The sequence below is a fragment of the Enterobacter sp. KB-221C9 genome (assembly GCF_041320715.1).
Taxonomy (GTDB): Bacteria; Pseudomonadota; Gammaproteobacteria; order Enterobacterales; family Enterobacteriaceae; genus Enterobacter; species Enterobacter asburiae_D.
Map to the genome: position 1 here is coordinate 82,165 of NZ_JBGIWG010000015.1, position 24,252 is coordinate 106,416.

Sequence of the window (24,252 nt, forward strand, 5' to 3'; positions counted from 1 at the left end):
TCATTTGATGTCTCCTATCCTTAGTGCGTGTCATATACTCTTTTGCAACACAGGTTTGACTCCGCGGCGGTGCGCCCCCGGAGCGAGATTTCCATATCCTTCCCAACTTAAAGACTAAGACTGTCATGAAAAAGACGAAAATTGTTTGTACTATCGGCCCGAAAACCGAATCTGAAGAGATGCTGACCAAGATGCTGGACGCCGGCATGAACGTGATGCGTCTGAACTTCTCCCACGGTGACTATGCAGAACACGGTCAGCGTATCCAGAACTTGCGCAACGTGATGAGCAAGACCGGTAAAAAAGCGGCCATCCTGCTGGATACCAAAGGTCCAGAAATCCGTACCATCAAACTGGAAGGCGGTAACGACGTTTCCCTGAAAGCGGGCCAGACCTTCACCTTCACCACCGACAAATCCGTTGTCGGCAACAGCGAAATCGTTGCAGTGACCTACGAAGGCTTCACCAGCGATCTGTCCGTCGGTAACACCGTGCTGGTGGACGATGGCCTGATCGGTATGGAAGTCAACGCGATCGAAGGTAACAAGGTTATCTGTAAAGTGCTGAACAACGGCGACCTGGGCGAAAACAAAGGCGTTAACCTGCCGGGCGTTTCCATCGCGCTGCCAGCCCTGGCTGAAAAAGACAAACAGGACCTGATCTTCGGCTGCGAACAAGGCGTTGACTTTGTTGCCGCATCCTTCATCCGTAAGCGTTCCGACGTGGTTGAAATCCGTGAGCACCTGAAAGCGCACGGCGGCGAGAAGATCCAGATCATCTCCAAAATTGAAAACCAGGAAGGCCTGAACAACTTCGACGAAATCCTCGAAGCGTCTGACGGTATCATGGTTGCACGTGGCGACCTGGGCGTAGAAATCCCGGTTGAAGAAGTGATCTTCGCGCAGAAGATGATGATCGAGAAATGTGTTCGCGCGCGTAAAGTGGTTATCACCGCAACGCAGATGCTGGACTCCATGATCAAAAACCCACGCCCAACCCGCGCAGAAGCAGGCGACGTGGCAAACGCCATCCTCGACGGTACTGATGCCGTTATGCTGTCAGGCGAATCCGCGAAAGGTAAATATCCGCTGGAAGCGGTGTCCATCATGGCCACCATCTGCGAACGTACCGACCGCGTAATGAAAAGCCGTCTGGACTACAACAACGACAGCCGCAAGCTGCGCATCACCGAAGCAGTATGCCGCGGTGCTGTAGAAACGGCTGAGAAACTGGAAGCACCGCTGATCGTGGTTGCCACCCAGGGCGGTAAATCTGCTCGCGCGGTGCGTAAATACTTCCCGGACGCGACTATCCTGGCGCTGACCACCAACGAAACCACTGCCCGTCAGCTGGTGCTGAGCAAAGGCGTGATCCCTCACCTGGTGAAAGAGATCGCGTCTACGGATGATTTCTACCGTCTGGGTAAAGAAGTGGCGCTGGAGCTGGTTGATCGTGGTCTGGCACAGAAAGGTGACGTTGTGGTCATGGTTTCTGGCGCGCTGGTACCAAGTGGAACCACCAATACCGCATCTGTTCACGTGCTGTAATAATTCCCGAACGAATTAATTTTGATAAAAAGCGCCTCCGGGCGCTTTTTTTATTCCTGGCATTAGCCAAAGTCATTCAAATTGCAAATCGGGTTTCTCTATTTAATTGCGAATTATCTAAGATGAATCCGATGATAAATGCCTTTTTTTACATAGATTTTTGCCCAAAAAGGGCTGATTCGATGCTTCTTTGAGCGAACGATCAAAAATAGGTGTATTCCCATCAAAAAAATATTCTCAACCCAAAAAACTTTGTGTAATACTTGTAACGCTACATGGAGATTAACTCAATCTAGAGGGTATTAATAATGAATCGTACTAAACTGGTACTGGGCGCGGTAATCCTGGGTTCTACTCTGCTGGCTGGTTGCTCCAGCAACGCTAAAATCGATCAGCTGTCTTCTGACGTTCAGACTCTGAACGCTAAAGTTGACCAGCTGAGCAACGACGTGAACGCAATCCGTTCCGACGTTCAGGCTGCTAAAGATGACGCAGCTCGCGCTAACCAGCGTCTGGACAACCAGGCTACTAAATACCGTAAGTAATAGTACCTGTTAATAAAATGGCGCACATTGTGCGCCATTTTTTTTGCCTGCGTCAAACGGCTACTGCGTCACCTTCTCCCCTTCATCTTCCGCTACCGCTGCGGACACCCGACTGTTCTGCACCGACAGCACGCTATTGCTGGCTGACGGACCGCTACCTGACGACACGATAACCGGGATCCCTGCACGGCGTGACAGGGCTTTATCAATAAGCGCCTTATCGCTTCCCGCCTGAGAAACAAAGGTCGCAAAGTCTGCGGAATGGGTAATGGGCGAGACCTGCGGGTTTTCTCCCTCAGCCTGCGCCAGCGGGCGGTGGACTTCAATATAGCGTTTACCGTCCGGCTCCACGGCGAACTTCACGGGTTCATTGATAATCTGTACCCGCGTGCCCACCCGCACCTGTTCGAACAGGGCTTTAATGTCCGGGGCATTCATCCGCATACAGCCGGAGCTGACCCGCAGGCCGACGCTGTCCGGCGCGCTGGTGCCGTGGATGAGATATTCCCCATTACCCACGCCTAAACGCAGTGCGAAGCGTCCCAGAGGGTTATTTGGCCCGGCAGGCACCACAGGCGGTAATTTAATTCCCTGCTCCAGAGAGCGTGCTCTGATGCCCGGCGTAGGTGTCCAGGTGGGATTCGGGATTTTCTGGCTCACGCGCGTGGTCGTGACCGGCGTTTCCAGCCCCAGCTGTCCAATGCCGAGCGGGAAGACCTGAACGATATTTTCTCCCGGCGGGAAGTAGTAGAGCCGAAGCTCTGCGAGGTTCACCACGATGCCCTCGCGCGGCGTGTCCGGCAGCAGCATCTGCGACGGGATGGTAATCACGGTTCCCGGCGCAGGGTTTACCGGCGCAATGGTATTGTTCGTTTCCAGGATCACCTGCGCCGCCGTATTAAACCGGCGGGCGATAGTCTGAAGCTTATTATCCCCTTCCTGTATCGTGTAGGTTTGATTTTGCCCAATCAGACGACTGCCTGCGGGCGGCAACGGATAGTCCAACGCGCGGGCCGAATTAAGGGCGCCGAGCGAACTGAGGAGTAATAGAGTTATTAGAGACGCGCGCTTCATGCTGAGATTCCTTATTCACTGACAGAACGCCAGAAAGCTGAAAAACCAGCGAGGCGGGAACCACCTCGCGAAACAGAATGAATGCTGTTCTGTAAGTCTAGCTAAGGATTGCAGCTTTGGCGCGAATGGCGCGAATCATCGCTTCCAGTCCCTGGGATCGGGACGGGGTGAGGTGTTGGGTCAGGGCCATTTTTTCAAACCACGGACGGACGTCGAACGCCACAATATCCTGCGCCGACATCCGGTGATAAAGAATAAAGACGACCGCAATCAGCCCTTTTACAATTGCCGCATCGCTGTCGCCGTGCAGTTCGATAGTGCCGTCGTCCGACTGCGCCATCACAATCCACACCTGGCTCTGACAGCCCTGAATACTGTTCTCCGGGGTATGCGCCTCTTCACCGAGCGGCGATAAACGCTGTCCCAGCTCAATGATATAGAGATACTTCTCTTCCCAGTTTGCGCAACGCGAGAAGTTGCGCAGTAATTTATCTTTGTCCGGCAGTTCCGCCATCTTTCGCCTCTCCGTTAGCCCAGCAGCTGATGAATGCGCTTAAGCCCCGCCACCAGCCTGTCGACCTCTTCCGTTGTGTTGTACATCACCAGCGACGCGCGGCACATTGCCGGGACCTGGTAAAACGCCATCAGCGGCATGGCGCAGTGGTGCCCGGTACGGACCGCCACACCGTAGTTATCGAGGAAACTGCCCACGTCATAGGCGTGATGTTTCCCGAGATTGAACGCAATCACCCCTTGCCGGTCAGCAGGCCCGTAGAGGGTCAAATCCGGCACGCTGGCAAGCTCCGCAAGCGCATAGTGCATCAGCAGCTGTTCGTACTCCTGAATGCTATCAAGGCCGATTGCGGAGACATAAGAAACCGCTGCCCCCAAACCGATAATCCCACCGGTGTTGGGCGTTCCCGCCTCAAAGCGCCACGGCGCCCGGGCATAGGTGGTGCCTTCCGTCAGGCTAACGGTGGCGATCATCGACCCGCCCCCTTCCCACGGCGGCATCGCCTGCAGGATTGCCTCTTTCACGTACAGCACGCCAATCCCGGTCGGCCCATAGAGCTTGTGGCCTGAAAAGACGTAGAAATCGCAGTCCAGCGCCTGGACGTCAACCGCGTGGTGCATCACCGCCTGAGCGCCGTCAATCAGCACCTTCGCGCCCGCCCGATGGGCCTTTTCGACAATCTCTGCCACCGGGTTTTCCGTCCCCAGCACGTTGGAGACCTGGGTGACCGCCACCAGCCGCGTTTTATCGTCAAGCAGTGCGTCTAGCTGCTCGAGCTGCAGCGTCCCGTCGGCGTTCAGTGGGATCACCCGCAGCTGCGCGCCAACGCGCTCGCAGAGCATCTGCCACGGCACGATATTGGCGTGGTGCTCCATCTGGGTGATGATGATGTTATCCCCCGCGTGGACCTGCGCGTTGCCCCAGCTGTTAGCGACAAGGTTGATCCCTTCGGTGGTTCCGCGCACGAAGACCAGCTCTTCAGGCGAACCTGCATTGAGGAAGGCTGCCAGCTGCGTACGCACGTTTTCCATACGCTGGGTCGCCTCGGCGCTCAGGGTATGAATACCGCGATGCACGGCGGCGTAGCCGTGGCGATAAAACTCGGCTTCCGCATCCACCACCTGATTCGGCTTCTGGGCGCTGGCCGCGCTGTCCAGATAGGCCAGAGGAAGACCGTTTACTTCACGGGTCAGAACCGGGAAATCTGCCCGCACTTTCTCGACGGGAAAACTCATGCTTCGCCTCCAGGCAGACGCTGGCCGATACGCGCCAGCACCTGCTGTTTTAACTGACCATCGTGCAGCGCTTCCGTCAGTTCGGCGGCAAACGCATAGATAATCATTTTCTGCGCCGCCTGCTCGTCGATGCCGCGGGAACGCAGGTAGAACATCTGCTCGTCGTCGATCCGCCCGACCGTCGCACCGTGGCTGCATTTCACGTCGTCGGCGTAGATCTCCAGCTGCGGTTTGGTGTCCACCTCCGCCAGGCGGCCTAACAGCAGATTGTTGTTGGTCATCTGCCCGTCGGTTTTAATGGCGTGCTGCGCCACGTTAATCAGTCCGTTAAACACCGCGCGACCTCTGTCGCTGACGATGGTTTTATGCAGCTGGCGGCTGTTGCAGTAGCCCTTGTTGTGCTCCAGCCAGGTGCGCGTGTCGCACACTTCAGATTTGACCGGCATCGCCAGGCTGTTGATGCGCAGCGTGGTGTTTTCACCGTTAAGCTGAGTGCTGGTGTTGTGGCGCAGCACCGCCCCGCCGAGCAGGAAGCTATGGCTGTACGCCGCGGCATCCTGACCCAGCACAATGTCGTTATGGGCAAAGTGGTGGCTCTGCGCATTTTCAAACGCCAGCTTGACGTGGTGAAGCTGCGCATTGGCGGCAACGTTCATCGTCAGACGCGACCCGGTAAAGTGTCGGGTATCGTTGAGGCTGACGTAATGTTCGATGACCGTGGCCTCCGCCCCTTCCGCCAGCTCAAGATGGTGGCGATAGTGCGCGGTATTGATTTCATCGCCGTCCAGCCCCTGGGTGATGTGCATCAGCAGCAGCGGTTTTGCCGGACGCTGGTTACGCTTCACGCGGATGTGCGTCACGCCGCGGGCCAGACTCTCGGTCAGGTGCAGGAAAACCTCAGGCTGAACCGGGGCGCTAAGGGACTGGCGATCGTCGTTTATCTCAATCTCGAATCCGCTCGCCTGAAGCGCGTCGCTCAGCTCCGGACGGAACGAGCCATCGACAAACACCAGGCGCACGGCATCCACGCCCACCGCCAGCGCGTCACGCTGTGCAGGCGTGAGATCCGCCAGTCGGGTCACAAACTCGGCGTTCAGCAGGCCATCAAGCGGGGTGTACTTCCAGTTCTCATGCTTACGCGTCGGCAGGCCGAGACGCAGCATCTGCTGCAGATGCTGCTGCGCCTGCTCAGAACGCGTGCCGCCCTGGGCTTCAAACAGCCTGTGCCACTGCTGGAGCGCATTACTGCTGTTCGGTAAGCCAGCCATAACCCTGCTCCTCCAGTTGTTTAACCAGCGTGAAATCACCGGATTTCACAATGCGCCCCTGGTAAAGCACGTGAACGTAATCCGGCTTGATGTAGTCCAGAATGCGCTGGTAGTGGGTGACGATAATGAACGAACGCTTGCCGTCGCGCAGGGAGTTCACCCCGTCAGCGACAATCTTCAGGGCGTCGATATCCAGACCTGAGTCGGTCTCATCCAGAATGCACAGCTCGGGCTCCAGCACCGCCATCTGCAGAATGTCGTTACGCTTTTTCTCGCCGCCGGAAAAGCCAACGTTCACCGAACGGGTCAGCAGATCTTCCGGCATTTTCAGCAGCTTGATCTTCTCTTCCATCAGGTCCTGGAAGTCGAAGCGGTCCAGCGCCTCCAGGCCGCGATACTTGCGCACCGCATTCAGCGCCGTCTGCAGGAAGAACTGGTTGCTGACGCCCGGAATTTCGACCGGATACTGGAAGGCCATAAAGATGCCCTCTCCCGCGCGGTCTTCCGGTGACATCTCCAGCAGATCTTTGCCGTTAAACTCGACCGAGCCGTTGGTTACCTCATAATCTTCGCGGCCCGCCAGCGTCGCAGAAAGCGTACTTTTCCCGGAGCCGTTCGGCCCCATGATGGCGTGGACTTCACCCGGCTTGACGTCAAAATTGAGGCCACGCAGGATGGCTTTGTCTTCTACGCTAACCTGTAAATCTTTAATACGTAACATGTGCTTTCCTTAACCGACGCTGTGTTCAAGACTAATGGCGAGGAGTTTCTGGGCTTCAACGGCAAATTCCAGCGGCAGTTCAGAGAACACATCCTTACAGAAGCCGTTAACGATCATCGAGATGGCGTCTTCTTCGCTGATCCCGCGCTGCAGGCAGTAGAAGAGCTGATCTTCCCCAATCCGCGACGTTGTCGCCTCGTGCTCAAGCTGGGCCGTGTTGTTACGGCACTCGACGTACGGGAAGGTGTGCGCCCCGCAGTCTGCGCCAATCAGCATCGAGTCACACTGGGTAAAGTTTCGCGCATTGGTGGCGGTCGGCATGATTTTCACCAGCCCGCGATAGCTGTTCTGGCTATGCCCGGCGGAGATCCCTTTCGAGATGATGGTGGATTTGGTGTTTTTACCAATGTGGATCATCTTGGTGCCGGTATCGGCCTGCTGATGGCCGCTGGTTAGCGCCACCGAGTAAAACTCTCCGATGGAGTTATCCCCGCGCAGGATGCAGCTCGGGTATTTCCAGGTGATGGCAGAGCCGGTTTCAGACTGGGTCCACGACATCTTGCTGTTTTCGCCTTCGCACAGCGCGCGCTTGGTGACGAAGTTCAGGATGCCGCCGGTATTGCCGTCGCCCGGGAACCAGTTTTGCACCGTGGAGTATTTCACCTCGGCATCTTTGTGGATGATGACCTCCACCACCGCCGCGTGCAGCTGGTAGCTGTCGCGGACCGGGGCGGAGCATCCTTCGATGTAGCTGACGTAGCTGCCTTCATCCGCGACCAGAATCGTGCGTTCAAACTGGCCGGTTTTTTCGGCATTGATGCGGAAATAGGTGGAAAGCTCCATCGGACAGCGCACGCCTTTCGGCACATAGATGAAGGTGCCGTCAGAGGCTACCGCCGCGTTGAGCGCCGCAAAGAAGTTGTCGTTAGAGGGCACCACGGTCCCAATGTACTTTTTCACCAGCTCCGGATGATCGTGAATCGCTTCGCCGAAGGAGCAGAAAATGATCCCCTGCTCTGCCAGCTTCTCGCGGTAGGTGGTCGCCACCGAGACGGAGTCAAAAATGGCGTCCACCGCCACCTCTCTCCCCTCACGCACGGGCACGCCCAGCTGGTTAAAGGCTTCTTCCACCTCTTTGCTGAGGAAGCTGTTCTCCGCACCGGTTTGCTGCACCGCGCCGGGCTGCGAGGCGCAGGTGTCATCACAGCTGCCGCAGGACGGCGCAGAGTAGTAGCTGTAATCCTGATAGTTCAGCTTGTCATAATGTGCTTTCAGCCAGTGCGGCTCTTCCATCTCCAGCCAGGCGCGGAAGGCGCTCAGGCGAAACTCCAGCATCCACTCCGGCTCGTTACGTTTCGCCGAGATCGCCCGCACGACATCTTCGTTGATGCCTTTCGCCAGCTCGTCGGTCTGCAGCTGGGTGAAGAACCCCTCTTTATAGTTGAGGTGCCCACCGCCCCAGGTATTTACTTCACTCGTTGCTTCAGTATTACGAGACATAGTACCGCCTATACCCCAAAGCTTTCGCCGCAGCCGCATTCGTTCTGGGCTTTCGGGTTATGAAATTTGAATAACTGGTTTAAGCCTTCGCGGACGTAGTCCACTTCGGTACCGTCAATAAACGGCATGGCCTGCAGCGCGACGTACAGCTTCGCGCCGTCAGTCTCGAACACCAGGTCATCTTTCTCGGGTTCGGTGACGGTATCGAGCACGTAGCCGAAACCTGCGCAGCCGGTCTGTTTGACGCCCAAACGCACGCCGAGGATCTCGGGCTTTTTCGCCACCAGCTCGTGAATATGTGCCGCCGCTGCAGGCGTGAGCGTTAAACCGCGCCAGGCAAAATCGGCAGGATTAAAGGTTTCTGAATGCAGTTCCATAGGTCCACCTCATCTGATAAGCCATCAGGGCATAACACCATGTTAGTGATAACGATTATCACTTCAACCCTCTGTCAGCAGGGGCATTCGGCTAAACCGCCCTTTTTGCCTACTTTTATTAAGCATAGACCCTATGGCAGGATGCAGTCAGGATGGATGTATTTGTTCAATACATTGATTAATAATGCATTTCGTCACGGTATTTATGACAGAGAGGAGAAAAGTAAAATATGCATCGGAAATGCCTATTTTTGAGATAGCTACCTTGATTGCCGCAAACTCAATTTAACAGATGCGATTTGGCACGCTGTAAGAATGCCTACGCTTCAGTTGCGCAGCAGAAAAATGCTTCTCAGCAATAGATAACCTGATAATGCGAGTCTTTTTCTGAAAATCATACACTCACTCTGGATCACATTATTAATCGCTGTAGCATTAACCATACATAATTAAGGGAAATTAGGTGTCATATGGCGTTACAGGGAAAGATGATTCTGAACGGCGCAGATTACTCGCCTTTCGATCTGTATGGGGTGGGCGTGTTCATGGCGCACTCCGGGTTGGGGGCCAACAGAAACAATGCCAGTTGCGGACATATCGCAAATACTGGCCCTATTCCCCCAGGGAAATACTGGATTGTAGATCGCAGGGAGGGAAACTGGTTTTCGCAAAAAAAAGAGGAGATTCACGATGAAGCTAACAGAATTATTGGCCGAAATGCTTTTGGAAAATCTGACTGGTTTGCTTTGTGGCGTGATGACTGGAGTATTGATGATTACACATGGATAGAAAGCGTAAAACGTGGAAATTTCCGACTACATCCCGGTACAGTTTCAAAAGGATGCATAACTATCGCCAACATGTCTGATTTTGCGATGATTCATAACGCGCTAATGAGTACATCGCTTATTCAGGTTCCATGCATGCGATCACTAATGGCGCGGGGATGGGTGGAGGTAGTTGCTGGTGGCTACATTAAAAAACCTTGCTCGTAGGGCAAGTAGAATTATTTATTTTCTCATTTTATTATTCATTGTCGGTCATATGCTACCAGGCCCTGAGCTATATATTAACTATGATTTAGCCAGAACAACAGCAATGATTATCAACGGAAATGAGAATGCAGAATCAATGTATGACGCCTACTCATTTATTGACTGGCTTACAATACTAATTATCATCATCCCTATTTACATTTTAACGATGAATTTAATCAAAAAAATAAGGAACATATAAATGCCTATACCTCCCTATATGTGGCTTAAAGACGATGGCGGTGCAGATATCAAAGGTTCTGTTGACGTACAAGATCGTGAAGGAAGTATTGAAATTATCGGTCTGAGCCACGGTATCAACTTGCCTGTTGATAGCGCAAACGGCAAAATCACCGGCACCCGCCAGCACTCATCCATGATGATTGAAAAAGAAGTTGATAGCTCTACACCATATCTTTACAAGGCTGCAGCAACCGGGCAGACGCTGAAAAGTGCAGAAATAAGGTTTTATCACATTAATGATGCAGGCCAGGAGGTTTGCTACTATACCGTTATTATGGAGAATGTGAAATTAACAGGCGTCCACTGCAGCGTTCCGAATGTTAAGCTGGCGGGAAACGATAAAATGAATCACATTGAAAGTGTCAGCATTCAATATGAAAAAATCACCTGGAGAATTCTTGACGGTAATATTCAATTTTCAGATGCATGGAATGAGCGCCGTACAAGCTGAGTAATAATAAGGAGCACCGCTTCCTATTCTTTTTTGAATTATCTGGGAATGGTGCTCATGCTTTCACGCTCCTGATGAAGCCTCTGCCCATTAAACATGCACAGTTAACTTTTGCTCCGGAAGTGACAAAAACAAAAAAAGGCCCTTAAGGCCTCTGGCGATCAGTGATGAAATGAAACAGCAAACCCCTGTTCACGCCAGTGGTCGAGCTGTTCCTGCTGGCGAGGCGTTGGGGATTTCCCCGTCCAGACGAAGATTTTTTGCCCAGGGAAGAGTTCAGGACGCGGCGAATCAATCGGTTCCGCCAGGACGTCAATGTGCCAGCCCTTCTGCGATAGGCGCGCGGCTTCCAGCCACAGGTGGGTGCGGTCATCGCATTCCCAGCCAATCAGGAGCGCGTCTTTACCGGCTTTTTTGCGGGACTCCGCCAGGCTTGCAATGGCGAATTCGATCAGTACGCCGTCAAACAGGCTCGCCATGTGACGCACGGTATTTTGATCCTGATTCATTCGCTGACGGACGGGAGAGATAATATTGTCAATCAGCGCGTCTATCGCGTGATCGCGGCGGAATTCACTGATTTTGGCGCGCAGCTTTGCCGGGCTGGCGTAACGCAGAACGGTCATCATCTCTTCCTGGAACGAGACCCAGTTGCCCTGAGTCAATACTTCTTTGTTTTCCAGCAAGGCTTTGACTTTTCCGACAGAGACGCCGCTTTTCATCAGGCGCTTGATCTCTTCAATGCGCAGGATATCTTCATCGTCGAACTGACGATGACCCCCTTCGCTGCGCTGCGGCTTCAACAATCCATAACGGCGCTGCCAGGCACGCAGCGTAACGGGGTTGATACCGCATCGTTCGGCCACTTCGCCGATACTGTAATAGGCCATTAACTCCCCCACGCTCAGAACTTCCATACCTAACTGCACCAACCTTATCAGATTGTACACACCATTTGTATAACTAAGACCGCATTTTGAACGGGTGAACGGGGTTCTTTCCCATCCGCCTGTTAATGCATTGTTGTATAAAATTTGTCATTCGTACAGTTAAGTCTGCCGGAATGTGTACAGCTTTATCAGAAGTCGAACTTTTTCTCCGGCCATGCAATCGCGGGAATACCGCCGTGTCGCGGGCTGGCAAAAAGATGCCCCTGGAACTGGGAAATCCCCGCGGACTCCAGCCACATCCACTCTTCAGCCTTCTCTACCCCCACCGCGCAGAACTGGATCTCAAGCGAGGAGCAGCATTTGATAATCGCCTGAATAATGGCCTGCCGGGGGCCACTTTTATGAACGTTCGCGACAAGATCGCGATTAATCTTAATTCTGTCCGGCTGGAACTGGGCCAGCAGCTGTAGCCCGGCAAAACCGGCGCCAAAGTGATCGATCGTCACGCTGATGCCCGCGCTTTTTAACTGCCTGACCGAATCCGTGAATTCATCAAAACGGGAAATGGCTTCGCTTTCTGTAAACTCCACCACAATTTGCTCGGGCACAAACCCATTTGCTTCAATCGCGGTGAGCAGGAAATCCACGGCGTTGGGAATGTTGACCAGCGTCATGGGCAGCAGGTTAAGGGATAACGTCTGGTCCTGTAGCCCCAGCGCGCTGGCCATGGAAAGCGCCACCTGCTTGCTCTGCAAATCAGACGCATATACCTCGTCACGCGGCCGGTTAGCGAAATAGACGCCAGGCGAGCCGCCGTCAGGGGTGCGGATAAGCGCCTCCCAGGAGACCACCTGCTGCATAAACGGATCGACTATCGGCTGGAACGCAAAGCTGCAATCCGCCCCTTTCGCGACCACCTCGGGCTGCGCGGACAGGCGCGTTTCTTCGCGAACAAACTCCCAGGAATCCGCAGGCGGCAGTTCAAAATAGTTCGCTTTTTCCGTGGCTTCGACAAAGGTGCGGAAAAACTGCAGCGGGCGGTCGTTATACGTCAGCTGGTAACGCGTCGTCCCCCTGTTAAGCACCTGCTGCAGCACCTCGTCCCTGTCGAAGTGGCGCAAGTCAAAAAGCTCCATGCCCACGTTGCCAAACCGTCGGACGGGCCCGTGGTCGCGCATCAACTCCACCACGTTATGGTGCCGCGCGTCGCTGCAGATCTGCTCATAGATGGCAGAGACGTGTTCCGCTGGCCCTTCAAGCAGCTGGAAAAAATGTGTGCCGTTAAACAGCAGGATCCCCGTGACGTTGGATTGCCGGTTTTTACTATTTGCAGCAGCGACCATTGCTTCCAGCGCCTTCACCGGAACGTCCTCGCAGATATGACTGCGGTAAATGATGGTTGTGAGCATGCTATTCCTGGCGGTTAGGGTTTTGGCCACAAAAAAGGTGGATAAGGATCATTTATAGCACATTAATTGCCTGACAAATAATTTACATCTCAATCATTTACGGTGGTTAATGAAACATTTTTCTGTGCTGTACAACTTACCCGTACCAGACCTTTTTGTACAATATATCCTGTAACGTTACCGGTTCATGACACACCGGCAACATTATGAAAATAAAGTAATTTATAAAATATATCATAAAAATATTAAAAATCTGTACATTTTATATGTACAGATTTAGCAATTGTGTATACCTTAATTGTAACGTTAGTGATTACAAAATTTTACAGGAGCGAAACATGCAGCAGAAAGGTTATGCCACAGATTCCGCAGCAGCGATCGCACAGTACTTCGAAAAGGCCGCGCTTCCTACCCAGCAGGAGACGCTGGGCCAGGTGGTTGTCGAAATTCTCAGCGACGGGCGGAACCTGAATCGCAAATCGCTCTGTACCAAACTGCTCAGCCGCCTCGAAAGAGCCGATGGGCCAGAAGAGGAAGAGCATTACCACATGCTGCTTGGTCTGCTCTTCGAACGGTAACGTGATGAATAGCAGTGACGCAGACCGACTGATCGACACGCTTATCGGTGAAGCCGTTCTTTCTCTTCTGAAAGAGCGGGGGCCAGTGACAACCGAAGGATTGCTGCAGCGTCTGCGGAGCATGAAAGAACATGAAAAGGATCCCCGGCGGCGGGAGACACTTGCGGTGGTGATTGCCGACATCGGCTCAAACAGCATCGCCTTTACACGTCGCAGAACCGCGCAAGGACGAACGAACAGAGAGGGACCTCTCAACGATAACAGAGACAATGTAGTGCCGTTATTTGGAAGTGGAAAACCGTCCGACCCCAAAAAAATACATTGACTGCAATTTAACAGCTACGGTGAGAACAAATGAGACAAAATATTCAGCTTCAACCCGAATTCCACTCTGCTTTTTTAGACAGTGCGCTGTCGGAGTATTTCCGTCACGCAGGCGATCGTTTTGCTGAAGAGTCCGCTGTTTTTTCTACTGCAGTACGCTGTGTTCTGGCCTCTGAAGGCCATCTGTCCAACAAAGCGATCATCCTCTGGCTCATTCAGACGCTGGAAGCCACCCACGACGTGGTTCAGGCGGATGTGATTCGTAAAACTCTGGAAATCGTGGTGGGTTACACGATGGACGATCTGTAAGCTCCTGCGCTCAACGCCCCCCTAACGTGTCATCGTCAAAACTGACGAACAGCCTGACGATGACACGCGCCTTTCCCGCGTAACCACCTGTAAAACAAGCGAAGCCAACCTGGCACGGTTCCTGCTTACCTCTGCTTACGGGACTGGGTTTTCCAGTCAACTTTGCTTCATTTCTTAACAGGTCTGTTATTGATGAAAAAGATCGCCAGCGTCTGCCCCTACTGCGGTGCAGGCTGCAAATTAAACCTTGTCGTTGAAAATAACCGTATCATCCGTGCCGAAGCGGCAGAGGGCATCACAAACCAGGGCACCCTGTGTCTGAAAGGCTTTTACGGCTGGGACTTCCTCAACGATACCCGTCTGCTCACTCCGCGCCTGACTCAGCCAATGATCCGCTACCACAAAGGCGAGGCGTTCACCCCCGTTACCTGGGAAGAGGCTATCCGCTACACCGCCCACAGGCTCAGCAGCATTAAAGCGCAGCACGGGCCTCGGTCGATCATGACCACCGGCTCCTCCCGCGGAACCGGCAATGAAACAAACTATGTGATGCAAAAATTTGCCCGCGCGGTGCTGAACACCAACAACGTGGACTGCTGCGCGCGCGTCTGTCATGGCCCTTCCGTGGCTGGTTTACAGGAAACCCTCGGCAACGGCGCGATGAGCAACTCAATCGACGATATTGAAAACTCAAAATGCCTGCTGGTGTTTGGCTATAACTGCGCGGACTCCCACCCTATCGTCGCTCGCCGCGTGCTGAAAGCGCGTGAAAACGGCGCAAAAATTATCGTCTGCGATCCGCGGCGCATTGAAACGGCGCGCATCGCCGACCAGCATCTGCAGCTGAAAAACGGCAGTAACATGGCGCTGGTGAACGCCTTTGGCTACGTGCTGCTGGAAGAGGAACTCTACGACAAAAGCTACGTGGCGCGCTTTACGGAGGGACTTGAGGCCTACCGCCAGACGGTGAAAGACTATGCGCCGGAGAAGGTTGAGCATCTTACCGGCATTCCCGCCCGCGACGTTCGTCAGGCGATGCGCACCTTCGCGGCGGCCCCTTCCGCCACCGTGATGTGGGGGATGGGCGTGACCCAGTTTGGTCAGGCTGTGGATGTGGTCAAAGGGCTTTCCAGCCTGGCGCTGCTGACCGGTAACCTGGGCCGACCCGCCGTCGGCGTCGGGCCCGTGCGCGGTCAGAATAACGTACAGGGCGCCTGCGATATGGGCGTTCTGCCGAATATGTTCCCCGGCTATCAGGATGTGACCGATCCGGCGGTCAGGCAGAAGTTCGCCGAGGCCTGGGGGATTGACGTCAATAAAATGGACGATCGGGTTGGGACGCGCATTACCGAGGTGCCTCATCTGGCGCTGGAAGGCAAGGTCAAGGCCTACTACATCATGGGGGAAGATCCGCTTCAGACCGAAGCCGATCTCGGTCTCGTCCGCAGCGGTTTTGAGGCGCTCGACTTTGTGGTGGTTCAGGACATCTTTATGACCAAAACGGCAGAAGTGGCGGACGTTCTGCTCCCTGCCACCTCCTGGGGTGAACACGGCGGCGTCTTTACCTGTGCCGATCGCGGGTTCCAGCGTTTTGGCAAAGCCATTGAGGCCAGCGGCAACGTGAAGCGCGACTGGGAGATTATCAGCCTGCTCGCCACCGAGATGGGCTACCCGATGCATTATGACTCCAACCAGCAGATCTGGGATGAGATGCGCGAGCTGTGCCCACTCTTCTACGGCGTGACGTATGAAAAAATGGGCGAGATGGGCCACGTGCAGTGGCCGTGCCCGACGCTGGATCATCCGGGAACGCCGTACCTGTACAAAGACAATCAGTTCGACACCCCAACCGGTAAAGGGCAGCTCTTTGCCGCACCGTGGCGCGCGCCGGCGGAAACCCCGGATGCGGATTTCCCGCTGGTGCTGTGTACGGTACGTGAAGTGGGGCACTACTCCTGCCGCTCGATGACCGGGAACTGCGCCGCGCTGCAAAGCCTGGCCGATGAGCCGGGTCGGGTGCAAATGCACCCTGCCGATGCGGTCAAACTGGGCATCAAGGAGGGTCAGCTGGTCTGGGTGCGTTCGCGTCGCGGCAAAGTGATTACCCGCGCCAGCATTAGCGAGCGTATCAACGCCGGGGCCGTCTATATGACCTATCAGTGGTGGATTGGCGCCTGCAACGAGCTGACCCAGGACAATCTCGATCCCATCTCCAAAACGCCGGAAACGAAGTACTGCGCGGTGCAGCTGGAGGCGATTGAGGACCAGCGCTGGGCGGAGGATTTTGCGGCGTCGGCGTATCAGTCCATGAAGTCGCGGCTGATTAGCGCCGTGAATGTCTAAAGAAAATGTCGGGTGGCGTAACCGCCACCCGGCAACTAAACGACGCCCCCCACCGCCTCTTCCGCTCATCCGTCGTAACCGATCAGATGGTCACGCAATTTGTTCGGGTAGGCATTTTTTTCGACCATCCTGTGAATGAGCGCCATAAGCTCATAATCACTGCGCAGATCGAATTTTTGCATCAGCAAATACTTATGCGTGAATATGGTTTTATCACTCGTCCTGAGCACATCGGCAATTTGCCCTACCGATAACCCTCTGTAAAAATTCACCGTGACGCGGATCTGCTGCGGCGAAAGTATTTTATGCTCGCACTCGAAACAGCCTTTATGCTGCCAGCGATATCCCGGCAGTTGCGTACGGTACCAGGCAATAAAGAGCATCTCGCTAACCTGGCCAAGCGGGGCGCGGCGGGAGATGAACATCATATCCTGAAAACAGGATGAAAATGCGGAAAAACGCCGCTCATCGTCCACCAGCCCAATCACAATCCCTTTTTTTCGCGCTTTTAATTCAGGAATACAGGTCAGCGTTTCCCCAGGGCATAAAGCGAGAATAATAATATCCGCGCCACTGACGCTGTCATAAGTAAGCTCAGTATCAAAATGAATATGGTGCCTGAAATTATGCAAGAAGAAATCCACAAGAAAATATTGCAGGCCATTTTTAAAAAAAGAATCCGGTTCTTTAATCAGAATATTCAACATAACAATTACCGACATCTGCATATCAATAAGGACAACCAACGCGCGTGCCGCTCAGTTGTATTGCATCGTCATGACCACGACGGCACTGATGCTCCCCGGCGTCGCACCGCCTGTGACAGACTTGACTAACGCCTGCATGGCCATCGTCGCGGTTCTGTCTGCCGCAATAGTCTGCGTAATGGTTGTCCCCGTGCCTTTTAACGCACCGGTTGCGGCCTCGCTCATCGCAATCGCGACGTTCGTAGCCGAGCCGCTGTTCTTGTAGTAACTCGTCCCCGCGACGGAATCGGGGTTGCCGGTAAAGGAGACCGTAACGCTGCGCGTGCCTGCCGGGCACTGGGTAAACAGCAGGCTAAAAGGCACAGGCTCGGAGGTCGACCCCGGCGTGGCCATATTGGGTGCCTGAATATTGCCGAGATTAATATCCAGACTGGTATTGCCCCCATTAAATACGCAGGGAGAGGCAACAATATTGCCGGTAACGCTGACGTTAACGCTATCCGCGGCAATAACATTGCCGCTTATTACTGCCGCCGCGATGAACGCTGCCGTGCGCATTATATTCATCGTCATCCCCTTTACTGGTAGGTCAAATTTAGGGTTGCTGACGCATTTGCGGTGCCGGGTTCAACCGTCGTTTGCGTCTGGTAATAACGCGCCGTTAAAGGGAATGCTTCCTGGCCGCCCGCCGCGAGTTTTAACGGCAGACGCGTGTTGAGAGTGAGAGGTGTACCGTTATAGAGCAACTGAACGCCAACCCCTTTCGCCGTGCCTGTACTACCCTGCCCCGTCAGCGCGAGCACGCTCGTTGCAGCTACGTCCGGGTTCTGAATGCCGCTGAGTGACACGTTGACGTTAGCTCCCGCATCGCAGTTCAGCCCCAGATTCTGCGTATTTTGGGCGCCCGCCGGTGTGGTGCCTACCGTTGAGCCAAACACTGCGGCAGAAATATCACCTATCGGAAATGTCAGCTGCGGTGTTGTGATATTGCAGGCCAGTACGTTAATGGTTCCGCCCAGCAGGGTGGTCGTCAGGCCATCACGATAAACGCCGTCACTGCCCTGCAGCATCACCACGCCCAGCACGCCCGGCGTCAGCGACCCCGACGCAACCGGCCCGGTAACGATAAGTTCTATTTTACCGCCCCACCATTCGACATAATCCGACTGCGCGTTATAGGAGAAAGTATTGGTCGGATTTTCAAAATAATTACCCGATGAAAAGCGCACGCCTATTCCGTTTACATTGGTGTTATATACATGATTACCGTAAGTGCTCGGTGTCGCATTAAGGTAGCGCATGCTAAAGCCCAGCATTAATGGATTGGCACACCCCGTTAAATAGGAACCGGTTAACGTTGCGTTTCGCGAAAATAATACGGTCCCAACGGCAACGTCGCGCTGAACCGTAATCGTGCCGATGGACAAGGTTGATTCCTGTGGCGTAATCGTCGTGCAGGTTCCTGCATGAGCACTGTTCCAGCCTGCGGCGATACACAGCAGGAATATGATGTTAATTAAGCGCATTTTAAAAACCCTAAAGACAATTGACGTTAATTTCGGTAATTCCGCCTGCCGAAGGCTGCGGGGAAAGCACGTACGGTGCGCGGCATTGCCGATCGCTTTCCGCTCCCCACGAGACGAAGACGATTCCCTGAGTGTCCAGACCGGTGAGATAAGCCTGACCTCTATCGCCAACAATAACGCTGCTGCCGTCGGCGCCTTTCAGGCTTGCCGTTGCGCCAAAGGGAACAAACTGGCCGTTATGCAGTAAATTAAATAACGCCCGTCGCCCCACCTTCGCCTTATAGTCGGCCAAAACGATCGCGCCGCGCGTCGGCGTCACCGTCCGGGTATTAATATCCAGCTCAACATCATCCGGCAGGCTTTCCGGAGCAAGGGTGATGTCATTTTTACGGTATACGGAGAGATTGCTGAGCACCGTATATCCGCGGTAATCCGTTCTGACACCCGGCTGATTGCGAATATCGACGCCGCGCGCGCGCGGCGCGCTAATCAGAACATTGGTCTCACCCAGGGGCTGCGAAAGCGTTAGCCCCTCTCTGTGAGCGAGAATGCCCCCCTGTAAGCCATAGTTAAGACGCTCGCTGTTTTTGTCGTAGCTGTAACCCGCCGTCGCTTCGCCGTAGGTTCCCTTATAATCAGCATTCATATTGCCCGTGTAGCCAACGCCGTCCGACCCGTATCCCTGCTGCACGTTCCAGCTCAGGGCGTGGTTTTCCAGCGCCACGCCGTTGAGACCGAGGTTGTGGGTGGTGCCGTTATTCTTGCTGGTGCTCACGCCATAGTTAGCCCAGGTCTGCGGCAAAAACTTCTCCAGAGGAATGCTGACGTTAAAAGCCAGCAGCCGATCTTTGTCGTACCGTTTATTGTCATCGTATGAACCCGCACTGCCGTTTTTACTGTAGGTCCAGGTGAGACCGTAACTGATGTTGTGCCAGTAGTTGTTGTAACCCAGGCTGTATGACGCCATCGTTTTACCCGAATTCCAGTAGTCTTCACGGGCCGCGCTCAGCGTCAGCGATCCAAGGTTGCCGCCCAGGGTCTGGCTCATCGTCAGCTCGGCCCGGTTGCGGCGTCGGTCCTGAAGCGCGGAGCTGTCGCCCCAGGAATCGAGGATCTCCTGCATGCCGTAGTAACCGCTGGTCGAGTAGCGGTAGCCCGCAATCGAAAAATGGGTTCCGGTCCCCACAATGCTCTTGCTGTATCGCGCCCGCCAGGACTGGCCGTTGGATTTCTCACCGCCCTGCGGGGTGGACCAGGCCTGGGTCATGTCCGCAGAAATCGCGCCGAAATCACCCATGTTTTTTCCGAGCCCGGTGGCGATCGACTGATATTTACTCGACTCCTGCAGCCCGCCATAGAGCGTGAGACCATACGGCAACCCATAAATCCCGGTGATTTGCCCAAACGGGGTCTTATCAACGCTGCTGCTATAAGAACGATACTGCCCTCCGGTCACCGCATATTTCAGACGCCCTTCACGCTGCAAAACCGGTAATGAGGCATAAGGCAGAGTGAAATGCTGCTCGCTGCCGTCAGCTTCCTTAACGGTGACGTCCAGATCCCCGGCGCCGCCCGTGGGGTACATATCGGTAATCTCAAAAGCGCCCGGCGCCACGTAGGTCTGATAAATCTGGTAGCCATTCTGGCGAACAATTACCTGCGCATTGGTACGCGCGATACCCCGCACCACGGGTGCATAGCCTTTCAGCGAATCCGCGAGCATGTCATCATCCGAAGCCAGCTGTCCGCCGCGGAACGGCATACTGTCGAATACGTCGGCTGGCGCGGAGCTATCCCCCAGGGTGAGCTGCGCTTTGAGCGGAATAATGGCCCGCTGTGCATAGGTGTAGACGGTATCCCATTTGTCCTGACCGCTCTCATCCCGCGACCAGGTTGTGTAATTTCGCAGTCGCCACGGCCCAACGTTAAGACCCGGGCGCAGGTTGGCATATTGACTGTTGGTGTTTTTACTGCCGTTTTGTTTTGCCCAAGTGTTTGCGCCACTCAGGCTGTAGTTCAGCATCGCGGCGGCGATCCCCTCATCCCATTGTTCTGGCGGGACATACCCTCTGGCAGGCAGGTCGATTGCGGCCTGAGGAATACTGATAACCAGCCGCTGCGCGGCAAACTGAAAATCCGTGCTGGCGTGAGGGATCGCCTGCAGGTTGACACAGGACGCGCCCTTGCTGGCTAAGTCGGGAAAAAGCGCGGTTTTAACGCCCCATTTGTTGAGCTGCTCAATACTCAGGCACGGCTGGAGGCTATCGCCCTCTTCCCCACCTTTTACTGGGGTAAAATCAATATCGCTTGTCTCGATGAGTTGGTCGTCAAGGATGATGTCAACGTGGTATTTCCCTGGTGCCTGCGAACCTGATTCAAAAGCGGATAAATCAGCTTTACCCGTGCCCGGGTTGTCCAGTTCAACCAGTTCGGCGTTGAACGAATCACGGGCATCAACAGTCTGCATTGCATTAACCAGCGCAAAGGCGATACAGAGCGCCAAACGCGCAGGCTGCATTTTTTTAGTTTTCGTCGCCATCATCATTAACCTGACCTGATATGAGGATCGCCGCTTTTGATAAATTAAAAGCTGGCCTGATGTATTATTCCGGGGCTGCCGTAATCATTAATGACTTTGAATGAAATATGGTTGCCATTGGCACCTGCGGGTAAGGGAAATGCCGCCATTGCACCAGGTGCCACCCAGGAGACCTCATCCAGTTTTTTATCACCGACGCTTATTTCATTAAAGTTGATGACATATTGCGTTGGATTGGTAACCATTAGCTTATTCCCGCTACGCGACCAGGTTAATTTATTCGCTTGTTCTTCCGGTGTTGATGCCTTCAGACTCGCCGGGCGATAAATAAGCTTGATGCGCGTTTTGACGGCAATTTGCAGTGAGTTTGCCTGTTTTGAGGCAGACGGTATCGCTTTAATATTCAGCCAAAAAAGACTTTCCTTATCCTGGGGTAGCGAACCCGAGAGTAAAATACGCTCAATATTTTGCTGACCACCATCCAGTCGATATAAAGGCGGAGTAACAATGAACGGTGCTTTATTAGCATTACCCTCTGGCATTTCAACCCAGGACTGGATTAAGTAAGGCACGCTATCGGCATTATTGATGCTAATTGATGCCTCTTTTTTCCCACCCTCAAAAATAACGCGGGTACCGCCGATAATGACCCCGGCATAAGCGTTCGAAAACGATGCGGTCAGAGCGGCAGCGATGAGCAGGGTCTTGCTAATAAAATTCATGTTACACCTCTTGAAACACGGGGGCAGTGGCTGCCCCCCCGCAGAACGTCGTGGAACCGACTTGGGTTCTGCTTAATGACTAGTTATAAACAACGGAGAAATTTGCCACGGAGTTTGCGGGACCGGCAGTCACCGATGCCGCCGTTGAAATATACTGCGCGTAGAAATTCAGCGTATTATCGGCGGTGCTGCTTAACACATAGCTATAGCTGTTACTGCCGTGCAGCGGCAGATCCGCTTTATCCGCGGTCATCAAATTGATAGCCACACCCGTTGCCGCACCGGCCACGGAGGTATCAATAGCCAGCAGATCGGCGTTAGTCAGGTCAGGCGTACCGTCAAAACGCACTTTGGCACCGGTGACCGTCACCGGGCAGTTCTTCAGGACAATATCGAATTTCGTTGCCGCAGTTCTGGAGCCTGTTGCCGGAAATTCTGTTTTATTATAATCGCCTAATACCACCACCTGATTTTGAGAAGCAACCGCGACATCGCAGGCGGAATCCAGGATGTTACCGTTAAAGTTAACGGTTCCTGCAGCAGCGAGTGCATTACCTATCATTAAGGCGGAACCTGTCGCAACCATCGCTAAAATAATGTTCTTATTCATAATCTTCATTTTCCTGTTTACGGAATAACTTTATTTATTATTGAAACGCATGCAGCAGAAAGTTGATAAATGAATCGCTTTGGGTTCATTTATTTTTTTAATTAATGCTATAAGGTCTTTCTGACTGACTGGTTAAAATTTATATAATCATTTTGGTGAATACAACTTTTTGCTGGTCTAGCTGTAGACTCTGATTTAACGTAAATTCAACATTTCTTCAGGATACGCTTATGCCTTATTTCCCTGGTCTATTAGTAGACCTGACCGTCTTTTTGTTTTTATTCAACACGTTAGATATCAGGCGCTCAATGGTCTACTTTTAGACCTTGTCGAAACATTCCCTGCCCCCTTCATTTTTAAGATAATTCTCTACGCAGATCAAAAACGATCGAACCCGTAGTCGCTGTGAGGTATCTTATGAATACACGTTTAACCACGCCATTGAATAACCATGACTCAACCGTTCTTGGTTTAAAACCGTTTATCCATATCGATACCCTGATTAAATCAGCGCTGCCAGCTGCGAACAGAATGATCATCTGTCGGGGAGAAACCGTGCATTATTATAAAGATGATGTGCGCCAGTGTTTTTTACTTCTTCAGGGAAGCGTGGCGCTTCATCGTCGCGGCGACGGTATTGTATTAAACTCTGAATCCGCGCCGTTTATTCTGGGCGTCAGCAGTCAATTTTCCTCGGAACATCTCTACGTCAGGGCCCTGGAGACGGCAGAAATCGCCCGCGTGTCGCTGGAGACGTTTAATCAGATTGTTTCACAGCAGGATTTATGGGAGCACTTTTCAAAGCTGCTTATTTATACGGCCTCACGGGTGTATGAGCATTGCGCGCAAATATCGCAAATGTCTGCCTACGACATTATTCGCTTCCAGCTTGTTGAGCTCATGCAGGAGCCCGATGCCATACGGAAAAATACGACGGCGGCCGCGTACATCAAAAGCCGGACGTATCTTTCACGGAGCGGAATTATGCGTATTCTGGCAGAACTGCGGACCGGGAAGTACATCACCATGGAGCGTGGGGTGCTGCTTGACATTCACCATCTACCGCGAAAATATTGACAGCCCGCGTGCCTGTAACCAGGAGAAGCGCTATAATTAGCCAGGTTATTTTTAAGGTTGTCGGCTACCATGTCCCTTCCAGAAAAGTCTCAACGGGGTTCTCCCTACGCGCAAGAGCTTATTTCACACCTGTTGCCTGATTGCACAACGCATCACGCCGCCCGCGGCGAGCGGCTGGACCTGCAGGTCAACGGTCAGGGCATGTGCTATTTAATTCTTGAAGGCACCGTCGCCGTCTACAGAAGAAGCGATGACATGATGCTGTCTACGGCTCGCAGCCCCGCTATATTCGGCCTCGCTAACCTCACCGATATCTATTTTAATGATTATATTAAGACCGTCAGCCCTTGTCTGATAGGGACGCTTACCGCCGAGCGGGTGAATGAAATTATTAAAGAGAAGGCGCTATGGGGACTGCTCTCTCAACAGCTCATCTTTGTGTACAGCCGCCTTTATAACAACGTGATGCCGCAGGGCGCGCCGACGGCGTATGAGATGATTCGCCAGCAGCTGGTAAAGCTGATGGAGGAAGATGAGAGCTATCGGCTCAGCGTGACGGCGGAAAGGTATATCAGGGAGAAAACCCAGCTTTCCCGCAGCGGCGTGATGCGCATTCTGGCGGATTTAAAAACCGGCGGGTTTATCGAAATGGAAGAAGGCAGGCTCATTAAAATCAATAAACTTCCCGCCCGATACTGAATTTCGGACA

General features: G+C 53.5%; 26 protein-coding genes. 11 read left to right on the forward strand and 15 right to left on the reverse strand.

What is annotated here, in order from left to right; translation table 11 throughout:
• Window positions 1-125: 125 nt before the first annotated feature.
• A complete protein-coding gene (pykF, locus tag AB8846_RS19315) occupies window positions 126-1,547 on the forward strand; it encodes a pyruvate kinase PykF (RefSeq protein ID WP_370733419.1) in 1,422 nt (473 codons plus the stop codon).
• 308 nt (window positions 1,548-1,855) lie between these two features.
• Window positions 1,856-2,092: a murein lipoprotein Lpp gene (gene lpp, locus AB8846_RS19320; RefSeq protein ID WP_010430241.1), complete on the forward strand. Its 237-nt coding sequence runs from the start codon at window positions 1,856-1,858 to the stop codon at window positions 2,090-2,092.
• A gap of 60 nt (window positions 2,093-2,152) precedes the next feature.
• Here lpp and AB8846_RS19325 read toward each other — a convergent pair whose 3' ends face one another.
• From AB8846_RS19325 to sufA, 7 genes are all read right to left on the reverse strand, one after another.
• Window positions 2,153-3,166, reverse strand: a complete 1,014-nt coding sequence (locus tag AB8846_RS19325) for a L,D-transpeptidase family protein (RefSeq protein WP_370733420.1) — start codon at window positions 3,164-3,166, stop codon at window positions 2,153-2,155.
• Between the two features lie 97 nt (window positions 3,167-3,263).
• Window positions 3,264-3,680: a cysteine desulfuration protein SufE gene (gene sufE / locus AB8846_RS19330; protein ID WP_370733421.1), complete on the reverse strand. Its 417-nt coding sequence runs from the start codon at window positions 3,678-3,680 to the stop codon at window positions 3,264-3,266.
• A 14-nt stretch (window positions 3,681-3,694) separates the two neighbouring features.
• Entirely contained in the window at window positions 3,695-4,915 is a 1,221-nt protein-coding gene (gene sufS, locus AB8846_RS19335; RefSeq protein WP_370733422.1) for a cysteine desulfurase SufS, read from the reverse strand.
• Complete coding sequence (gene sufD / locus AB8846_RS19340) at window positions 4,912-6,183, reverse strand: Fe-S cluster assembly protein SufD (protein ID WP_370733423.1); 1,272 nt, start codon at window positions 6,181-6,183, stop codon at window positions 4,912-4,914. Before sufD ends, sufS begins: the two co-directional genes overlap by 4 nt.
• Complete coding sequence (gene sufC, locus AB8846_RS19345) at window positions 6,158-6,904, reverse strand: Fe-S cluster assembly ATPase SufC (protein ID WP_063142936.1); 747 nt, start codon at window positions 6,902-6,904, stop codon at window positions 6,158-6,160. Before sufC ends, sufD begins: the two co-directional genes overlap by 26 nt.
• A 9-nt stretch (window positions 6,905-6,913) precedes the next feature.
• Window positions 6,914-8,404, reverse strand: coding sequence for a Fe-S cluster assembly protein SufB (gene sufB, locus AB8846_RS19350; RefSeq protein ID WP_063142935.1), 1,491 nt, complete (start codon window positions 8,402-8,404; stop codon window positions 6,914-6,916).
• An 8-nt stretch (window positions 8,405-8,412) separates the two neighbouring features.
• Entirely contained in the window at window positions 8,413-8,781 is a 369-nt protein-coding gene (gene sufA, locus AB8846_RS19355) for a Fe-S cluster assembly scaffold SufA (RefSeq protein WP_008500631.1), read from the reverse strand.
• 470 nt (window positions 8,782-9,251) lie between these two features.
• On the opposite strand from sufA, the gene AB8846_RS19360 reads away from it, so the two are divergent.
• Genes AB8846_RS19360 through AB8846_RS19370 form a run of 3 tightly spaced genes read left to right on the forward strand, consistent with a single transcriptional unit; the run spans window position 9,252 to window position 10,509 of the window.
• The gene (locus tag AB8846_RS19360; protein ID WP_331412505.1) at window positions 9,252-9,776 is read left to right on the forward strand and encodes a DUF2778 domain-containing protein; all 525 of its coding nucleotides are present in this window, start codon (window positions 9,252-9,254) and stop codon (window positions 9,774-9,776) included.
• Window positions 9,748-10,017, forward strand: a complete 270-nt coding sequence (locus AB8846_RS19365; RefSeq protein ID WP_370733424.1) for a hypothetical protein — start codon at window positions 9,748-9,750, stop codon at window positions 10,015-10,017. Before AB8846_RS19360 ends, AB8846_RS19365 begins: the two co-directional genes overlap by 29 nt.
• The gene (locus tag AB8846_RS19370; protein ID WP_331412507.1) at window positions 10,018-10,509 is read left to right on the forward strand and encodes a type VI secretion system tube protein TssD; all 492 of its coding nucleotides are present in this window, start codon (window positions 10,018-10,020) and stop codon (window positions 10,507-10,509) included.
• A gap of 161 nt (window positions 10,510-10,670) precedes the next feature.
• On the opposite strand, the gene AB8846_RS19375 is transcribed toward AB8846_RS19370, so the two are convergent.
• Both AB8846_RS19375 and AB8846_RS19380 read right to left on the reverse strand, forming a co-directional pair.
• Entirely contained in the window at window positions 10,671-11,399 is a 729-nt protein-coding gene (locus AB8846_RS19375) for a MerR family transcriptional regulator (RefSeq protein ID WP_148243118.1), read from the reverse strand.
• A gap of 188 nt (window positions 11,400-11,587) precedes the next feature.
• Window positions 11,588-12,808, reverse strand: coding sequence for a diguanylate phosphodiesterase (locus tag AB8846_RS19380; RefSeq protein ID WP_063142932.1), 1,221 nt, complete (start codon window positions 12,806-12,808; stop codon window positions 11,588-11,590).
• Window positions 12,809-13,146: 338 nt separating this feature from the next.
• On the opposite strand from AB8846_RS19380, the gene ycgZ reads away from it, so the two are divergent.
• From ycgZ to fdhF, 4 genes are all read left to right on the forward strand, one after another.
• A complete protein-coding gene (ycgZ, locus tag AB8846_RS19385; protein ID WP_029739771.1) occupies window positions 13,147-13,386 on the forward strand; it encodes a regulatory protein YcgZ in 240 nt (79 codons plus the stop codon).
• Between the two features lie 4 nt (window positions 13,387-13,390).
• Window positions 13,391-13,711, forward strand: a complete 321-nt coding sequence (locus tag AB8846_RS19390; RefSeq protein WP_063142931.1) for a hypothetical protein — start codon at window positions 13,391-13,393, stop codon at window positions 13,709-13,711.
• A gap of 29 nt (window positions 13,712-13,740) precedes the next feature.
• Window positions 13,741-14,019 (forward strand): biofilm/acid-resistance regulator YmgB/AriR, encoded by a 279-nt coding sequence (locus AB8846_RS19395; protein WP_045327084.1) that lies wholly within the window; start codon window positions 13,741-13,743, stop codon window positions 14,017-14,019.
• Window positions 14,020-14,211: 192 nt separating this feature from the next.
• Complete coding sequence (fdhF, locus tag AB8846_RS19400) at window positions 14,212-16,362, forward strand: formate dehydrogenase subunit alpha (RefSeq protein WP_370733425.1); 2,151 nt, start codon at window positions 14,212-14,214, stop codon at window positions 16,360-16,362.
• A 65-nt stretch (window positions 16,363-16,427) separates the two neighbouring features.
• Here fdhF and AB8846_RS19405 read toward each other — a convergent pair whose 3' ends face one another.
• The 6 genes from AB8846_RS19405 to AB8846_RS19430 all read right to left on the reverse strand — a co-directional run bounded on the left by AB8846_RS19405 (window position 16,428) and on the right by AB8846_RS19430 (window position 22,466).
• A complete protein-coding gene (locus AB8846_RS19405) occupies window positions 16,428-17,069 on the reverse strand; it encodes a LuxR C-terminal-related transcriptional regulator (protein ID WP_331412510.1) in 642 nt (213 codons plus the stop codon).
• A gap of 51 nt (window positions 17,070-17,120) precedes the next feature.
• Complete coding sequence (locus AB8846_RS19410; protein WP_370733435.1) at window positions 17,121-17,627, reverse strand: fimbrial protein; 507 nt, start codon at window positions 17,625-17,627, stop codon at window positions 17,121-17,123.
• A gap of 20 nt (window positions 17,628-17,647) precedes the next feature.
• Window positions 17,648-18,595 (reverse strand): fimbrial protein, encoded by a 948-nt coding sequence (locus tag AB8846_RS19415; protein WP_370733426.1) that lies wholly within the window; start codon window positions 18,593-18,595, stop codon window positions 17,648-17,650.
• Between the two features lie 10 nt (window positions 18,596-18,605).
• The gene (locus tag AB8846_RS19420) at window positions 18,606-21,134 is read right to left on the reverse strand and encodes a fimbria/pilus outer membrane usher protein (protein WP_370733436.1); all 2,529 of its coding nucleotides are present in this window, start codon (window positions 21,132-21,134) and stop codon (window positions 18,606-18,608) included.
• A 44-nt stretch (window positions 21,135-21,178) separates the two neighbouring features.
• Window positions 21,179-21,856 (reverse strand): molecular chaperone, encoded by a 678-nt coding sequence (locus AB8846_RS19425; RefSeq protein WP_370733427.1) that lies wholly within the window; start codon window positions 21,854-21,856, stop codon window positions 21,179-21,181.
• Window positions 21,857-21,935: 79 nt separating this feature from the next.
• Window positions 21,936-22,466: a fimbrial protein gene (locus AB8846_RS19430; protein WP_370733428.1), complete on the reverse strand. Its 531-nt coding sequence runs from the start codon at window positions 22,464-22,466 to the stop codon at window positions 21,936-21,938.
• A gap of 417 nt (window positions 22,467-22,883) precedes the next feature.
• Between AB8846_RS19430 and AB8846_RS19435 the strand changes: the two genes are divergently transcribed.
• The gene (locus AB8846_RS19435) at window positions 22,884-23,543 is read left to right on the forward strand and encodes a helix-turn-helix domain-containing protein (RefSeq protein ID WP_370733429.1); all 660 of its coding nucleotides are present in this window, start codon (window positions 22,884-22,886) and stop codon (window positions 23,541-23,543) included.
• Window positions 23,544-23,612: 69 nt separating this feature from the next.
• Window positions 23,613-24,242 carry a helix-turn-helix domain-containing protein gene (locus AB8846_RS19440; protein ID WP_063930406.1) on the forward strand — a complete coding sequence of 210 codons (630 nt, stop codon included), beginning with the start codon at window positions 23,613-23,615 and terminating at the stop codon, window positions 24,240-24,242.
• Window positions 24,243-24,252: the final 10 nt, after the last annotated feature.

Coding starts and splice junctions, on each gene's coding strand:
- AB8846_RS19360 (WP_331412505.1), top strand. CDS start 9,252: ATGGCGTTACAGGGAAAGATGATTCTGAACGGCGCAGATTACTCGCCT.
- AB8846_RS19430 (WP_370733428.1), bottom strand. CDS start 22,466: ATGAATAAGAACATTATTTTAGCGATGGTTGCGACAGGTTCCGCCTTA.
- sufD (WP_370733423.1), bottom strand. CDS start 6,183: ATGGCTGGCTTACCGAACAGCAGTAATGCGCTCCAGCAGTGGCACAGG.
- AB8846_RS19325 (WP_370733420.1), bottom strand. CDS start 3,166: ATGAAGCGCGCGTCTCTAATAACTCTATTACTCCTCAGTTCGCTCGGC.
- sufE (WP_370733421.1), bottom strand. CDS start 3,680: ATGGCGGAACTGCCGGACAAAGATAAATTACTGCGCAACTTCTCGCGT.
- AB8846_RS19415 (WP_370733426.1), bottom strand. CDS start 18,595: ATGCGCTTAATTAACATCATATTCCTGCTGTGTATCGCCGCAGGCTGG.
- AB8846_RS19425 (WP_370733427.1), bottom strand. CDS start 21,856: ATGAATTTTATTAGCAAGACCCTGCTCATCGCTGCCGCTCTGACCGCA.
- AB8846_RS19390 (WP_063142931.1), top strand. CDS start 13,391: ATGAATAGCAGTGACGCAGACCGACTGATCGACACGCTTATCGGTGAA.
- AB8846_RS19375 (WP_148243118.1), bottom strand. CDS start 11,399: ATGGCCTATTACAGTATCGGCGAAGTGGCCGAACGATGCGGTATCAAC.
- sufS (WP_370733422.1), bottom strand. CDS start 4,915: ATGAGTTTTCCCGTCGAGAAAGTGCGGGCAGATTTCCCGGTTCTGACC.
- AB8846_RS19440 (WP_063930406.1), top strand. CDS start 23,613: ATGTCCCTTCCAGAAAAGTCTCAACGGGGTTCTCCCTACGCGCAAGAG.
- sufA (WP_008500631.1), bottom strand. CDS start 8,781: ATGGAACTGCATTCAGAAACCTTTAATCCTGCCGATTTTGCCTGGCGC.
- sufC (WP_063142936.1), bottom strand. CDS start 6,904: ATGTTACGTATTAAAGATTTACAGGTTAGCGTAGAAGACAAAGCCATC.
- lpp (WP_010430241.1), top strand. CDS start 1,856: ATGAATCGTACTAAACTGGTACTGGGCGCGGTAATCCTGGGTTCTACT.
- AB8846_RS19435 (WP_370733429.1), top strand. CDS start 22,884: ATGAATACACGTTTAACCACGCCATTGAATAACCATGACTCAACCGTT.
- fdhF (WP_370733425.1), top strand. CDS start 14,212: ATGAAAAAGATCGCCAGCGTCTGCCCCTACTGCGGTGCAGGCTGCAAA.
- AB8846_RS19420 (WP_370733436.1), bottom strand. CDS start 21,134: ATGGCGACGAAAACTAAAAAAATGCAGCCTGCGCGTTTGGCGCTCTGT.
- sufB (WP_063142935.1), bottom strand. CDS start 8,404: ATGTCTCGTAATACTGAAGCAACGAGTGAAGTAAATACCTGGGGCGGT.
- AB8846_RS19395 (WP_045327084.1), top strand. CDS start 13,741: ATGAGACAAAATATTCAGCTTCAACCCGAATTCCACTCTGCTTTTTTA.
- ycgZ (WP_029739771.1), top strand. CDS start 13,147: ATGCAGCAGAAAGGTTATGCCACAGATTCCGCAGCAGCGATCGCACAG.
- AB8846_RS19405 (WP_331412510.1), bottom strand. CDS start 17,069: ATGTTGAATATTCTGATTAAAGAACCGGATTCTTTTTTTAAAAATGGC.
- AB8846_RS19370 (WP_331412507.1), top strand. CDS start 10,018: ATGCCTATACCTCCCTATATGTGGCTTAAAGACGATGGCGGTGCAGAT.
- AB8846_RS19380 (WP_063142932.1), bottom strand. CDS start 12,808: ATGCTCACAACCATCATTTACCGCAGTCATATCTGCGAGGACGTTCCG.
- AB8846_RS19410 (WP_370733435.1), bottom strand. CDS start 17,627: ATGCGCACGGCAGCGTTCATCGCGGCGGCAGTAATAAGCGGCAATGTT.
- pykF (WP_370733419.1), top strand. CDS start 126: ATGAAAAAGACGAAAATTGTTTGTACTATCGGCCCGAAAACCGAATCT.